Annotated in this window: 10 protein-coding genes; 4 read left to right on the top strand and 6 right to left on the bottom strand. The window is 71.5% G+C overall.

The features are described 5' to 3' along the window. The first annotated feature begins 12 nt into the window (after positions 1–12). The gene (locus ACIBI9_RS08275) at positions 13–1,689 is read left to right on the top strand and encodes an FAD-binding oxidoreductase (RefSeq protein WP_397221822.1); all 1,677 of its coding nucleotides are present in this window, start codon (positions 13–15) and stop codon (positions 1,687–1,689) included. 189 nt (positions 1,690–1,878) lie between these two features. Here ACIBI9_RS08275 and ACIBI9_RS08270 read toward each other — a convergent pair whose 3' ends face one another. Continuing rightward, positions 1,879–2,298, bottom strand: coding sequence for a hypothetical protein (locus ACIBI9_RS08270; protein ID WP_397221260.1), 420 nt, complete (start codon positions 2,296–2,298; stop codon positions 1,879–1,881). A gap of 371 nt (positions 2,299–2,669) precedes the next feature. On the opposite strand from ACIBI9_RS08270, the gene ACIBI9_RS08265 reads away from it, so the two are divergent. Continuing rightward, the gene (locus ACIBI9_RS08265) at positions 2,670–3,917 is read left to right on the top strand and encodes a metallophosphoesterase family protein (protein ID WP_397221821.1); all 1,248 of its coding nucleotides are present in this window, start codon (positions 2,670–2,672) and stop codon (positions 3,915–3,917) included. A gap of 35 nt (positions 3,918–3,952) precedes the next feature. Next, positions 3,953–5,521, top strand: a complete 1,569-nt coding sequence (locus ACIBI9_RS08260) for a bifunctional 3'-5' exonuclease/DNA polymerase (protein ID WP_397221259.1) — start codon at positions 3,953–3,955, stop codon at positions 5,519–5,521. 116 nt (positions 5,522–5,637) lie between these two features. Here ACIBI9_RS08260 and ACIBI9_RS08255 read toward each other — a convergent pair whose 3' ends face one another. Together ACIBI9_RS08255 and ACIBI9_RS08250 are read right to left on the bottom strand one after the other, a co-directional pair. Then, positions 5,638–6,837, bottom strand: coding sequence for an MFS transporter (locus tag ACIBI9_RS08255; RefSeq protein WP_397221258.1), 1,200 nt, complete (start codon positions 6,835–6,837; stop codon positions 5,638–5,640). A gap of 116 nt (positions 6,838–6,953) precedes the next feature. Continuing rightward, the gene (locus ACIBI9_RS08250) at positions 6,954–7,769 is read right to left on the bottom strand and encodes an MOSC domain-containing protein (RefSeq protein ID WP_397221257.1); all 816 of its coding nucleotides are present in this window, start codon (positions 7,767–7,769) and stop codon (positions 6,954–6,956) included. A 136-nt stretch (positions 7,770–7,905) separates the two neighbouring features. Between ACIBI9_RS08250 and ACIBI9_RS08245 the strand changes: the two genes are divergently transcribed. After that, positions 7,906–9,135: an RNA-guided endonuclease InsQ/TnpB family protein gene (locus ACIBI9_RS08245; protein WP_397221256.1), complete on the top strand. Its 1,230-nt coding sequence runs from the start codon at positions 7,906–7,908 to the stop codon at positions 9,133–9,135. On the opposite strand, the gene ACIBI9_RS08240 is transcribed toward ACIBI9_RS08245, so the two are convergent. Genes ACIBI9_RS08240 through ACIBI9_RS08230 form a run of 3 tightly spaced genes read right to left on the bottom strand, consistent with a single transcriptional unit; the run spans position 9,118 to position 13,019 of the window. Further along, positions 9,118–10,317, bottom strand: coding sequence for a Cmx/CmrA family chloramphenicol efflux MFS transporter (locus ACIBI9_RS08240; protein WP_397221255.1), 1,200 nt, complete (start codon positions 10,315–10,317; stop codon positions 9,118–9,120). The genes ACIBI9_RS08245 and ACIBI9_RS08240 overlap by 18 nt on opposite strands. A 51-nt stretch (positions 10,318–10,368) precedes the next feature. Further along, positions 10,369–10,941, bottom strand: a complete 573-nt coding sequence (locus ACIBI9_RS08235) for a TetR/AcrR family transcriptional regulator (protein WP_397221254.1) — start codon at positions 10,939–10,941, stop codon at positions 10,369–10,371. 41 nt (positions 10,942–10,982) lie between these two features. Continuing rightward, positions 10,983–13,019, bottom strand: a complete 2,037-nt coding sequence (locus ACIBI9_RS08230) for a protein kinase (RefSeq protein WP_397221253.1) — start codon at positions 13,017–13,019, stop codon at positions 10,983–10,985. Positions 13,020–13,127 lie beyond the last annotated feature (108 nt).

Here is a 13,127-nt window from a genome sequence, read left to right as displayed (position 1 = left end):
ACTGGAGAACCGATGCTGTGGTCCGGCTGGGGCGACCCGGCTCTCGCCCGCGAACTGCCCCCGGAGGTCCGTGCGCTTTTGCGTGACTTCCTCGGCGTACGCGCTCCGGACGTGCCCGCCGTCGGCCTCGAATCGGTCCGCCTGCCGCCGGTCGCCCTGCCCGAGCCGCTGCTCGGCGCGCTGGCCGGGGTGGCCGGCTCCGCGTACGTGCTGACCTCGCACGAGGCCCGCGTCCGCCACACGCGCGGCAAGTCCACCCCCGACCTGCTGCGGATGCGCGTCGGGGACGGCTCGGCCGCGCCCGACGCGGTGGTGCTGCCCGGCTCGCACGAGGAGGTGGCGGAGCTGCTGCGGGTGTGCTCCGCCGAACGCGTCGCCGTGATCCCCTTCGGCGGCGGCACCTCCGTGGTAGGCGGCCTCACCGCCTCCACACCGGCGTCCGCGTCGGGCTCCGGCTCGGGCTCGGGCTCGGGCTCCGGCTCCGGCTCGGGCTCCGGCTCGGGCTTCGTGGGGACGATCGCTCTCGACCTGGGCCGGCTCGACCGCCTGCTCTCCGTCGACCTGGAGTCCCTCGTGGCCTCCTTCGAGCCGGGGGTGCGCGCCCCCGAGGCCGAGCGGCTGCTCGCCGCGCACGGCCTCACGCTGGGCCACTTCCCCCAGTCCTTCGAGTACGCGACCCTCGGCGGCTTCGCGGCGGCCCGCTCCAGCGGCCAGGCCTCCGCCGGGTACGGGCGCTTCGACGACATGGTCGTGGGCCTCACGGTGGCCACGCCCACCGGCACCCTGGACCTCGGGCGCGCCCCCAAGTCGGCGGCCGGGCCCGATCTGCGCCAGCTCGTGCTGGGCTCCGAGGGCGCCTTCGGAGTCATCACGTCCCTGCGGCTCAGGGTGCGCCGGGCTCCCGTCGAGCGTCGGTACGAGGGGTGGCGGTTCGGGACGTTCGCGGAGGGCACGGCGGCGGTGCGGGCGCTCGCCCAGGAGGGGCCGCTCCCGACGGTGCTGCGGCTCTCGGACGAGACCGAAACCATGATCGGCCTCGCGAAGCCCGACACGATCGGGTCGGGCGGCTCAGGCTGCCTCCTGATCGCCGGCTACGAAAGCACTTCAGTCTCGGAAGGAGCTTCCGGATGGGGCTCGGTGGCAGCCCGCCAGGCCGGGGCCGCCGCCGTCCTGACCCGGATGGGGGGCGAGCCACTGGGCACCGAGCCGGGGGAGGCCTGGGAGCACGGCCGCTTCTCCGCGCCGTACCTCCGCGACTCGCTGCTCGGGGGCGGGGCCACCGTCGAGACCCTGGAGACGGCCGGCTTCTGGGCGAACCTGCCACGCCTCTACGACGCGGTGCGGCTCGCCCTGGCCGCCGCGCTCGGCTCGCCGCTCGTCATGTGCCACGTCTCCCACGTGTACGAGACCGGCGCCTCGCTGTACTTCACGGTCGTCACCGCGCAGGAGGGTGACCCGGTGGCGCAGTGGGAGCAGGCCAAGGAGGCGGTGAACGCGGCCATCGTCGAGGCCGGCGGCACGATCACCCACCACCACGGGGTCGGCCGCGACCACCGGGACGCTTATGCGGCCGAGCTGGGGCCGGTGGGGATGGGCATCCTGCAGGCGGTCAAGGCCCGGCTCGACCCCGCCGGCATCCTCAACCCCGGCGCCCTCATCCCACCCCCCACCTCATTTCCCCCCGCATAGACCGGCCCCCGCTCCAAGCCACCGCCACACCCACCACGGCCCGGCACCACGGCCCGGCACCGCCGTTCGCCGTCGCCGTTTGCCGCCACCCGCCGCCGTCTCCCGCCGCCGTCTCCCAACCGCTCCCGCTGTCCTTTTCGTCGCCCTCGCTGCCTCGCCCCAACGGGGGGTCCTTCCTCCGGCGGTGGGTCAGGGTTCGTCTGGGGGGAGGATTCGGTCGGCTTCTGCGAGCGTGGCGGCGGCTTCGCTGTAGCGGTGGAGGGACTCGAAGGTGGTGGCCAGGCAGCTCAGTGCCACCACCAGCGGGGCGCCGCCCGTCGGGCGGGTGAGCATCACCGCTTCCTGCGCCAGAGGTAGCGCCTCCGCTGCCCGGTCCCGTTTGAGGAGGAGTTTGGCCTTGGCGAGCAGGCTGCGGGCCAGCAGGGTCGTGTGGGTGCCGGGAGAGCGGGCGTCGAGGGCGCGGCTTCGCGCGACCGCTTCGCTGACCCTTTTGAGGGCCGCCCCGCCCCAGCGGGATGACCGGGTTTGTGCGTATGCCAGCAGGCCCTCGATGACCTCCACGTCGGAAGTGCCGCTCCGGGTCGTGTCGTCCGGGCCGTTACGGGTCATGGAGCACCCCCCTCGACGGTCCCTACCGCTTGCTTGGGGGGTTGAGGGTACACCATTGCGAACCTTCTGTGTTCCTTACGGTACGGAGCGTTCCGGGTGCGCGAATGGGTGATCGCGGTAAGTATGTGGTCATGGTGGAAGTCGCGGCCGAGCGAGGAAAGCAACTTTCCTCAAGGGTGTCAGAAGAGGGGGCAGGATGGGCCTGCACACAGACGGGGACGTTCGCGCAGCTCAGACCCAACGATCACGGGTTTACGTGGCTGAATTTGGTGACGTTGTGGAGATCGCGTAACGACATCCTCGCGGGGTTGCTCGGGGATCCGTCGGGAGAGGTTCGGGCGCGATGGGTGGCGGCTCAGGAAGCGCGGGGGATTGATCCGGAATTTCGCATCAAACCGCCCGTCGGGGGAAATTTCAGTTTCCTGCTGCTCGGTGATACCGGAGAGGGAGACGCGTCCCAGTACGCCGTTGTTCCAGGAATGTTGAGAGTGGGGGAAGGGACGTCGTTCGCAGTAATCGCGAGCGATGTGATCTATCCGACGGGATCGGGCAACGAGTACGGGGACAAGTTCTTCCGTCCGTACAAGGACTATGACGCCCCGATCTACGCCGTCCCCGGCAACCACGACTGGTACGACGGGCTCGGCGGCTTCATGCGGATCTTCTGCGACGCGCCGCCGCTCAAGCCGAAGCCCGACCGCTGGCTGCGCCGCCTGCTGTGGCGCAAGCCGGAGGCCATCGACGAGGTACGGCTGGCCGAGGCGCGCGAGCTCAGGGGCAAGCCGACCCAGCAGGCGACGCAGCCGGCGCCGTACTGGGCGATCGAGAGCGACAGCCTGCTGATCGTCGGCGTCGACACCGGCATCAAGAACATCATCGACAAGGGGCAGACCGCGTGGCTGCGGCGCGTCTCGCGCGATCCGCGGCCGAAGATCCTCGTGACGGGCAAGCCCATCTACACCGCGAACGTCTACAAGCCCTCACCGCTGGAGGAAGGCGGCACGATCGACGACATCGTGCGCGATCCGGCGCACCGGTACGTCGCGGCCATCGGCGGAGACGTGCACAACTACCAGCGCTACCCGGTCAAAGTGGGCGACCGGGTGATCCAGTACATCGTGTCCGGCGGTGGCGGCGCGTTCATGCACGCCACGCACACGATCCAGAGGGTCGACGTCAAGGGAGTGCACGAGGACGACTTCAGGTGCTACCCGCTGCGCGGCGACTCCCTGTCGTTCTACAGCCAGCTGTACGCGCGCCGCCTGCGGATGAAGTGGATCTACCTGACGCCCTCCGAGGCCCTGTGCATCATGTCGGACCAGATCAAGAACGAGCCGGTCAGAAGCCCCGAGGGCCCGGTCACGATCACCCGCAGGATGCGGTGGGCGGCGCGGCTGCTCGGGGCGTGGCCGTGGCCGTTCAGGTTGCCGGTCGACAAGGTGTTCCACCGCTACCTGTCGGAGCTGTCCGACTGGGACACGCCGCCGTTCTTCAAGCAGTTCCTGCACCTGTCGGTCACGCCCGAGGAGCTGACCGTGCGGTGCTTCGCCGCCACCGGGTGCCGGGCCCAGGAGGTCGATCCGCCGCTGGAGGACGAGGTGCGCATCGCGTTGTCGTAGCTTTTTTGTCTGGGCCGTTTGGCACCCTTGACCACGTGCATGTCGTGGTCGCCGGAGAGGCGCTGCTGCCCGTGGGCGGCTCGGTGCGGCGCCCCGCCGACCTGGCGGGGGCCGTACGCGAGCTGGAGGAGGCCGAGCACCCGCGGTGGGTGTGGGCCGATGCGCGGGAGGTCTATCCCGACCTGCTGAGCGCGGGCGTGCGGGTCTCGCGCTGCCACGACCTCGCGCTCACCGAGGGGCTGCTGCTCGCGTACGAGGGCCGCTACGGCGAGAGCCGCTCGGCCAGGGCCGCCCACGCCCGGCTGCACGGGCTGCCGGTGCCGGAGGAGCAGCCGAGCGCGCCCGGCACGCTGTTCGAGCCCGAGCCGCTCGCGGCCGAGGCCGTGGCGGAGGTGCTGGCCGACCAGCTGCGCCGGATCGAGGCGCTGCCCGAGCCGGGCAGGTTCCGGCTGCTGGTGGCGGCCGAGTCGGCGGGGGCGCTCATCGCGGCCGAGATGTCGTACGACGGCATGCCGTGGCGGCGCGACGTGCACGACGAGCTGCTGACCGAGCTGCTCGGGCCGCGGCCCGTCCACGGCATGCGCCCGGCCAAGCTGCAGGCGCTGGCCGACGAGGTGACCGCGGCCCTCGGCCAGCCGGTCAACCCCGACTCGGTGCAGCAGCTCGTCAAGGCGTTCAAGGGGGCGGGGGTGGCGTTGAAGACCACGCGGTCGTGGGAGCTCAAGCAGATCGACCATCCCGCGGTGGCGCCGCTGCTGGCCTACAAGGAGCTGGCACGGCTCTACAGCTTCCACGGGTGGGTGTGGGCCGACCAGTGGGTGCGGGGCGGGCGTTTCCGGCCCGAATACGTGGTGGGCGGCGTGGTGTCCGGGCGGTGGGCCACCAGCGGCGGCGGGGCGCTGCAGATCCCCAAGGTGATGCGCCGGGTGGTGGTGGCCGACGAGGGGTGGGTGCTGGTCGTCGCCGACGCCGCCCAGCTGGAGCCGCGGGTGCTGGCCGCGATGGCCGGCGACGTGGGGCTGGCCAGGGCCGCCGGGGAGATCGACCTGTACTCGGCGCTGGCGCAGTCGTTCGGCGGTGAGCGTGACCACGCCAAGATCGCGATGCTGTCCGCCATGTACGGCGGCACCAGCGGTGACGCGCCCAAGCTGCTGGCGGTGATGCGGCAGCGCTTCCCCAAGGCGTACCAGTTCGTGGAGGACGCGGCCAAGGCGGGGGAGGAGGGGCGGCTCGTGCGTTCCTGGCTCGGGCGCACCAGCCCGCCGCCCTCGCCGCGGTGGAAGGAGCTGGTGTCGGGGCCCGAGGGCGCGCGGGCGGCCCGGGACCGCGGGCGGTTCACGCGCAACTTCGTGGTGCAGGCCACGGCGGCCGAGTGGGCGCTGGCGCTGATGGCGGTGCTGCGCGGGCTGCTGCCGGAGCCGGCGCGGCTGGTGTTCTTCCAGCACGACGAGGTGATGGTGCACTGCCCGTTGGAGCAGGCGGAGGAGGTGATCGTCGCGGTGGCCTCGGCCGCGGCCGAGGCCACCCGGCTGCTGTTCGGGGCCACGCCGGTGCGCTTTCCCATGGAGGCGGTGGCGGTGTCGGCCTACGCCGATGCCAAGTGACGACCGTCCCGCCGTGACGCCGGTGCCAAGTGACGACCGTCCGGCCGTGACGCGGATGCCGAGTGACGAACGGCCCGCCGTGACGCGGATGCCGAGTGACGGTCCCGCCGCCACGGCTAAGGGCGGTCGGCGCGCCAGATGATCGTCAGCCAGACGCCCGCGAGCGCGGCCATGACGCCCACGACCAGGCCGAGCACGCCGTAGCCGAGCGTCCCCACGATGGCGCCCGCGACGATCGTGCCCGTGGCGCCGCAGACGTTCATCAGCAGATCCGAGAGCCCCTGTACGGCGGGGCGGCGTTCGAGCGGGACGGACTCCGTGACCAGGGCCGAGCCCGCCACCAGGCCGCACGACCAGCCGAGGCCGAGCAGCACCAGCGCGGCCGTCACCTGCCAGACCCGGTGCCCCGCCGTGCCGGCGAGCGTGGCGGCGCTCAGCAGCAGGGCCATGCCGAGCACGAGCACCGGCACCTTGCCCGCCTTGTCGGCCAGCCAGCCCACCACCGGCGACAGCACGTACATGCCCGCGATGTGCAGGCTGATCACGAGGCCGATGACGTCCAGGTTCGAGCCGTCGTGGTGGAGTTTGACCGGGGTCATGGACATGACGGACACCATCGCCGTGTGGCTCACCGCGATCATGACGAGGGCGCGGCGGGCCGTCGCGGTGGTGCGGAGGGTCTGCCATGCGGTGCGGATCGTCCCCTTGGGGCTGCGGCCGGTGCCGGGGCCGTCGTTCAGGGAGCGGGCCAGCGTGAGCGGGTCGGGGCGCAGCAGGCAGAAGATGAGGGCCATCGCCACCGCGAACGCCAGCGCCGCGAACACGAACGGCCCCGCCTTCTCCACCAGCCCCAGCCGCATGCCGATCTGGTCGGTGGGCTTGGCCAGGTTCGGGCCGGCCACGGAGCCGATCGTGGAGGCCCAGACGACCAGTGACAGGTGCCTGGCCGAGCGGCCCTGCGGAGACAGGTCCGTGGCCGAGTAACGCGCGGCCAGGCTGCCCGCGCTCCCGCCGCCCACGAGCACCAGGCCCGCCAGCAGCAGCGGCCACGTACGCAGGCTGATCGCGAGCGCCGAGATCAGGCAGCCCGCCAGCGCCGCCGCGTACGCCAGCGACAGGCCCGCCCGGCGACCGCCGCTGCCCGACGCCTTGGCCGTGGGCAGGGCCAGCAGCGCCGCGCCGAGCACGGTGGCCGTGCCCGCGAAGCCGCTGATCACCGTGGACCCCGAGAGCTCGTCCACCACCACCGAGCTCAGCGCGAGCCCGACGGCGACCCCCACTCCGCTCACGATCTGCGTCGCGGACAGGACGGCCAAGGTGCGGCGCTGAACGGCGCGAATTCGGTCAGAGGACGAGACAGCGGGCGTTGTGGGGGCACTGGTCACTTGTGAAGTCTCGCATAGCCCCTGACATCACCCCAAAGGGCGATATTTCAGAGAATGGTGACTGAATCCCCCTGGGCGATGCGTCCGGGCACGTCCGGGATCAGGTTGATGCCGAACCACACCTTGCCGTCCCACCTGCGATGCCGCGAAAGCGTCCTGATGGGCTCCTTGCCCTTCGTGTACGTGGACGTGTCGATCGTGGTCAGCACGCACCGGTCGCACCGCTTGCTCACCCGGAAGTCGACCGCGCCGATGCGCACCCGCTTCCACTCGTCCTCGGCGAACGGCGTGCCGACGCCGTCGATCACCACGTTCGGCCGGAACCGGTGCATGGGCAGCGGCTCCGGCGCCTCCTCGCCGCGCTCCAGCGCGGTCTCCACGATCCAGTCGTTGAGCAGGGCGAGCGAGGCGCTGGACGTGAGCAGCAGCGGATAGCCGTCGGCCAGGCTCACCCGGTCGTCCGGCCGCCCGTACTCCGGATTGACCGGCCGGCGGGTCGGGTCGTCGAGCCATTTGAGCCGGACGGGCCGGCCCACCAGCCCGGACAGCCAGTCCGCCGCGTCGTCGCCGCAGTCGGTGAGCTCAACGGGCGTGCGCCCCACGGTGACCGTGGACATGGCGGCGGTCGGCGTGACCCGCAGCGGGGCGGCGTGCGGGCCGGTCAGCGTGAGCCAGCCGCCGTCGAGCCGGGCCACGCAGGCCAGCAGCCGGGGCTCCTGGCGGGCCGTCAGGAGCTCGCCGTGCTCGTCGGTGACCAGGTAGCGGCGGTCGCCGGCGAGCCCCCACGGCTGCACCTCGGCCTCGGGAACCTGGTGCCCGGCGGTGGACTTGACGGGGTAAAAGTGGATGCTCGCCAGCTTCATCTGAGTTGTGGCGCGAGACCTGGTCCTTCGGGATCGGAGGGAAGCGCCACTCCTCCTTTCGAAAACAGTATGGAAAACATCAGTAACAGTCGCTACTGTTTGCGATGGGTGACTCTTCGGTGACAGAAGGTGCGCGATGGCGATCCGCCGCTCCACGGCCAAGCTGGCAGGCCTGCCGTCGGTGGTGCAGTTGAGGCTCATGCCCACCCCTGCTCAGGCTGACGCCCTGACGGCGACGGTGCTGGTATGTAATCAGGCGGCCACCTTTGTCTCCCGTCTCGCTTGGCAGCACCGTACCTTCACCGTCCTGAAGCTGCATCGGCTGGCCTACCATTCCGCGCGTGCGCAGTTCGCCGGGCTGGGCGCGCAGACGGCGGTGCGGGCGATCGCCCGGGTGGCCGGCGCCTACGGCAATCGGCGAGCCACCAAGAAACGGGCCCACATCTTCCGCCAGCACGGCGCCATCCCGTACGACGCGCGCCTGATGAGCTGGTCCAGTGAAGCCCAGACCGTGTCGCTGTGGACCTCCACGGGGAGTGTGGCTGTGCCATACGCAGGTCGGCCAGAGGACCTCCAGGCTGTCGACGCGCTGCCTCTCGGAGAGGCCGACCTGATCTGTCGGCGCGGCGTATGGCTGCTGCAAGTTGCCGTTACCTTGCCCAAGCCCCGGACGCGTGAGCCGGTTCACGGCTTTCTAGGGGTGGACCAAGGGGTGGCGAACCTGGCGGTCACGTCCGACGTGGCGGTGCTCCCCAACCCCGCCCTGGCCGGGCCGATCGACGGCAACGGCCACATCCGTATGCTGCGGGAGCGGCGGCATCGGCAACGCCGCCGCCTACAGAAGAAGGGCACGAGTTCAGCGCGGCGGGTCCTGCGCCGCTTGGCCGGGCGCGAACATCGGATGATGACCGACCTCAACCACCAAATCTCCACGTATGTAGTGCGCGAAGCCGAACGCACCGGCCGAGGCATCGCCCTGGAAGATCTGCAGGGCATCCGCGGGCGGGTAAGGGCTCATCGGTTCCAGCGGCGCACCCTGCATAGCTGGGCGTTTGCTCAGCAGATGGCATTCACCCGTTACAAGGCCGCGCGGGCCGGGGGCACTTTCGTGCTGGTCGACCCGGCATACACCTCTCAGCGCTGTCCGGAGTGCGGGTGTATCAGTAGGGCTAATCGGCCGTCGCGGGGCCGGTTCGTCTGCACCGGGTGTGGCCTCGCTGGGCACGCCGATCACATCGCGGCCCGCAACATCGCCGCACGCGGCGCTGCGGGCTGGGCTGTTGTCAACCAGCCACACGCTACCGGCCTCCCTTCAGCCAGACGGGACCGTGAGAGCAAACCACCGCTTTCAATCGGTGGTCGTTGACACGGCTGAAGGTACCCGACTGCTCTCCGGAGCCGGCGAGCGGTGCAGAACGCCCGCCAGGGCCACGGTGGCCAGGGCGAGCACGCCGATCGCGGCCCCGATCCAGGCGGCGGACGGGGAGCCGAGGCCCGCGCCGATGGCCAGCCCGCCGAGCCAGGGGCCGACGGTGATGCCGACGTTGAAGGAGGAGACGTTCACCGCGGCCGCCAGGGTGGGGGCGTCCTTGGCCAGGGAGAAGACGCGGGTGTTCAGAGCGGGGTTCATGCCGAAGCCGAACGCGCCGAGCAGGAAGACCATCGCGATGGCCGCCACGGGGACGGACGCGGTCAGGGCCAGCGCCACCGAGCAGACGATCAGGCCGGCGACGCCGATGTACAGGGACGGGAACGGCCGCGCGTCGGCGGTCCGGCCGCCGATGGTGATCCCGATCAGCGAGCCGGCGCCGTAGAGCGCCAGGACCGCGGGCACCCAGGCGGGCTCCAGGCCCGTGGTGTCGACCAGCAGCACGCTCAGGTAGCTGAAGGAGGCCAGCAGGGCTCCCGTGGCCAGCGCGGTCGTGCCGTACGCGAGCCAGAGCCTGGGGTTGATCATGGAGCGCAGCTCGACGGACACGCGCGGGGTCGCGCCGGCCTCTGGGCGGCCGCCGGGGATGGTGGTGAGCACGCCCACTCCGGCCAGCGCCGACAGCGCCGCGACCGCCCAGAACGCGGCCCGCCAGCCGAGGTGCTGGCCGATGACCGTGCCCAGGGACAGCCCGATGATGGTGGCGACCGTCAGGCCGCCGGCGAGCACGCTCATCGCCTTGCCGCGGGCGTTCGCGGGCACCAGGCCGACCGCCGTGCTCGCCGCCACGGCCCAGAAGCCCGCGTACACGAACGCGCCCACGACACGCGTGGCGAACACAACGGTGTAGCTCGACGTCAGCGCGCCCGCGACGTGCGACAGGGCGAAGACCGCGATGAACGTCAGCAGCGCCGTACGCCGTGGCCAGCGCAGGGTGAGGACGGCCAGCACCGGCGCGCCCACCAGCATCCCCATGGCGAACGCCGAGATCAGCAGCCCCGCCTCGGGCACGGACACGCGCAGGTCGGCGGCCATCTCCGGGATCAGCCCGGCCAGCATGAGCTCAGAAGTGCCTTGAGCGAAGATCGAAAGCCCCAATATGTAGACGGCCAAGGGCATGGCGTTCCTCCTTTTTGGATTGATCGGTGCAAAACGAGGGCGTAAAAAAGATCAGAAAACGCCCAGGGCGGTTTTCGCGATCGACTCGAGCCCGTCCCGGTCCGTCCCGCCCCGCGCGGCCACGCGCAGGCCGCTGACGGTGGCGAAGACGAAGTGCGCCAGGGCGAGCGGGTCCTTGCCCGAGTCGATCTCGCCCCGCGAGCGGCCGGTCTCGATGGCGGCCCGCAGCATCTCCCGGCGCCTGTCGTTGTCGCGCCGCAGCAGCTCGGCGATCTCCGGGTCGTGCGGGGCGAGCTCGGTCATCGAGTTGACCACCAGGCAGCCGGGCGGCTCGCCGGGGACGGGGTCGACGGCCCACCACAGGACGGACCTGATCTTCTCCTTGAGTGGCAGGTCGGCGTCCAGCGTCTCGGCGAGCGCGGCGTTGCGCTGGTCCATGTAGCGGCGCAGGGCCTTCACGAACAGGTCGTGCTTGCTGGCGAAGGTGTTGTAGATGCTGCTGCGCCCGAGCCCGGTGGCCGCGCACAGGTCCGCCGTCGAGGTGGCCTCGAAGCCCGCGGACCAGAACGCGCGCATGGCAGCCTCGACGGCGCGTTCCTCCTCGAACTTCCTCGGTCGCCCCATATCTCGCACATTACCCGTTTTGGAATGAGCGGTGCAATACGTCAGCCGTCCCGCCGGAACGTGTCCAGGAACACCTTGCGGGTCTCCGCCTGGTCGTCCCACTTGAGCTCGGGCAGGTCGAACGTGATCTTGTACGCGGTGATGTCGTCGATCGTGACGTACCGGGTGAGCGCGTGCATGGGGACGCCGCTCCCCGTGGTGTAGGTGTACTCCCAGTCGGCGGCCTGCCAGCCGCGGTAGTCGACGGCCTGGAGCTGCACCTGGATGTAGCCCTCCACGCCGCCCTTGGCCTCCTGGCGGCCCAGCTCGGACAGCCCTCCGTCGGTCTGCGGGCTCACCTTCTGCACCATGATCCGCATGCCGGAGTCCTTCGGCCCGTTGAACGTGGTCACCCCGCCCGACGTGGCCGGCTTCCAGCCCGCGGGCACCGCGGCGGCGAACCCGGCCGTGCCGTGCTCGGTGTAGCCCGAGGGGATCGCCGAGGGCTCGGCGTTCTGGGATTTCGCGGGTGAGGACGTCGCAACCTGCGGCGTGGCCGTCACCTGGGACGGCGACCCGCCCGGCATGAGGAACATGACGGCACCCACGACGGCGGCCACCGCCACGACAGCGCTGATGATCGTGAGCGGCGTCGGCCGCCCGCGGCGCACCCACATCCCCTCGTCCTCGTCGGGCCTGCGCCGGCTCTTGCCGGTGCGCGGCGCCGCGCTGGGCAGCGTGGCCAGCCGGTTGTGGCCGAGGTCACGGGACAGGTCGCGCGACTGCTCGCGCAGGTCCTCGGCCGAGGCCAGCGGCCACGGCGTGGCGGTGGACGACGTACGGCTGTCCGTGGTCAGCGGCAGGATCGGCGCCGGCTGCGGGCCGGAGTCGTCGCCGACGCCCCTGGGGGCCCGGTGCGGGCCCGAGGGCATGCCGAAGGCGGGCTGGGCCCCCGAGGGACCGCCGAACTCTGGCGGCGGCGGCACCAGCTGGTCGGTCCTGTGGCTGCCGGAGGGGCTCGTCAGACCGTCGTATGGCATCGAGTGACCGCCGGACGGGCTGGTCAGCGGGTCGTACGGCACGCGGATCGGACCCGAGGGCGTCTCCACGATCCGCGAGGGCATCGGCCCCGACGGGGACTCCAGCAGCCCGGAGGCCGGCGTGTCCCCCGGGGCGGGCCCGGTGGGGGGCAGCGTCTCGACCGGGCGCGGCCGGACGGAGCCGTGCGCGCGCAGCACGGCCTCCAGCATCTCGATGACCTGGTCGGAGGTCAGTCGCTGGGCCGGGTCCTTGCGCAGCAGGCCCTCGATCACCGGCATCAGCGAGCCGGCCCGCTGGGGCACGATCGCGTCCTGAGTGAGCACCGCGCCGAGCACCGCCACCGGATCGGGCCCCTCGTACGGCGGCCGCCCCTCAAGGGCGGCGTACAGCGTCGCGCCGAACGACCACAGGTCGGCCGCCTGCGTGATCGGCTGCCCGGACAGGCGCTCCGGCGGGATGTACGCCGGCGACCCCATGAGCAGGCCGGTCTGCGTGATCGTCACGTCGCCCTCGATGGCCGCGATGCCGAAGTCGGTCAGCACCACCCGGTCCTGGGTCAGCAGCACGTTGCCGGGCTTGATGTCGCGGTGCAGGATCCCCGCGGAGTGCGCGTGCCTGAGCGCGTCGAGCACCCGGATGCCGATCTCGGCCGCCTGCAGCACCGGCAGCGGCCCGCTCTGGCGTACGGCCTGCTCCAGGGACCACGCCCGGACCAGCTCCATCACGATCCACGGGCGGCCGTCCTCCTCGACCACGTCGTGCACGGTGACGATGCCGGGATGCGTCAGCCGCGCGGCCGACCTGGCCTCGCGCAGCACGCGCCGGTGGGCCACCTGCATGCCCGAGTGGTCGAGGCCGTAAGGGAGGATCAGCTCCTTGACCGCCACGTCCCGGTCGAGCAGCACGTCGTGGGCGTGCCACACCATCCCCATGCCGCCCCTGCCGACAGGTGACATGAGCCGGTAACGCCGGCCGATCAGACGGCCCTGGCTCTGCGGGGCGCCGCTCGGGGCGCCTCCCTCCGCGCCGGGGCCGCTGAGCAAGCGGTCGGCTGCCATGATCCCGCCCCCATCCCGCGCTACGAGCAATTAAAAGTGGTTCGTTACGATATCGGCGGGGCATGCGCAAGGGAAGCTGGAGCATCCTTACAAAGCTCTTGACCTGCG

The sequence above is a fragment of the Nonomuraea sp. NPDC050451 genome, from assembly GCF_044458585.1.
This window is presented reverse-complemented; position numbering and strand designations above follow the sequence as displayed.

Bases quoted from the DNA above. Each gene is read 5' to 3' on its own strand.
- ACIBI9_RS08250 (WP_397221257.1), bottom strand. From the start codon at position 7,769: ATGAAGCTGGCGAGCATCCACTTTTACCCCGTCAAGTCCACCGCCGGG.
- ACIBI9_RS08245 (WP_397221256.1), top strand. From the start codon at position 7,906: ATGGCGATCCGCCGCTCCACGGCCAAGCTGGCAGGCCTGCCGTCGGTG.
- ACIBI9_RS08235 (WP_397221254.1), bottom strand. From the start codon at position 10,941: ATGGGGCGACCGAGGAAGTTCGAGGAGGAACGCGCCGTCGAGGCTGCC.
- ACIBI9_RS08240 (WP_397221255.1), bottom strand. From the start codon at position 10,317: ATGCCCTTGGCCGTCTACATATTGGGGCTTTCGATCTTCGCTCAAGGC.
- ACIBI9_RS08275 (WP_397221822.1), top strand. From the start codon at position 13: ATGCTGTGGTCCGGCTGGGGCGACCCGGCTCTCGCCCGCGAACTGCCC.
- ACIBI9_RS08270 (WP_397221260.1), bottom strand. From the start codon at position 2,298: ATGACCCGTAACGGCCCGGACGACACGACCCGGAGCGGCACTTCCGAC.
- ACIBI9_RS08230 (WP_397221253.1), bottom strand. From the start codon at position 13,019: ATGGCAGCCGACCGCTTGCTCAGCGGCCCCGGCGCGGAGGGAGGCGCC.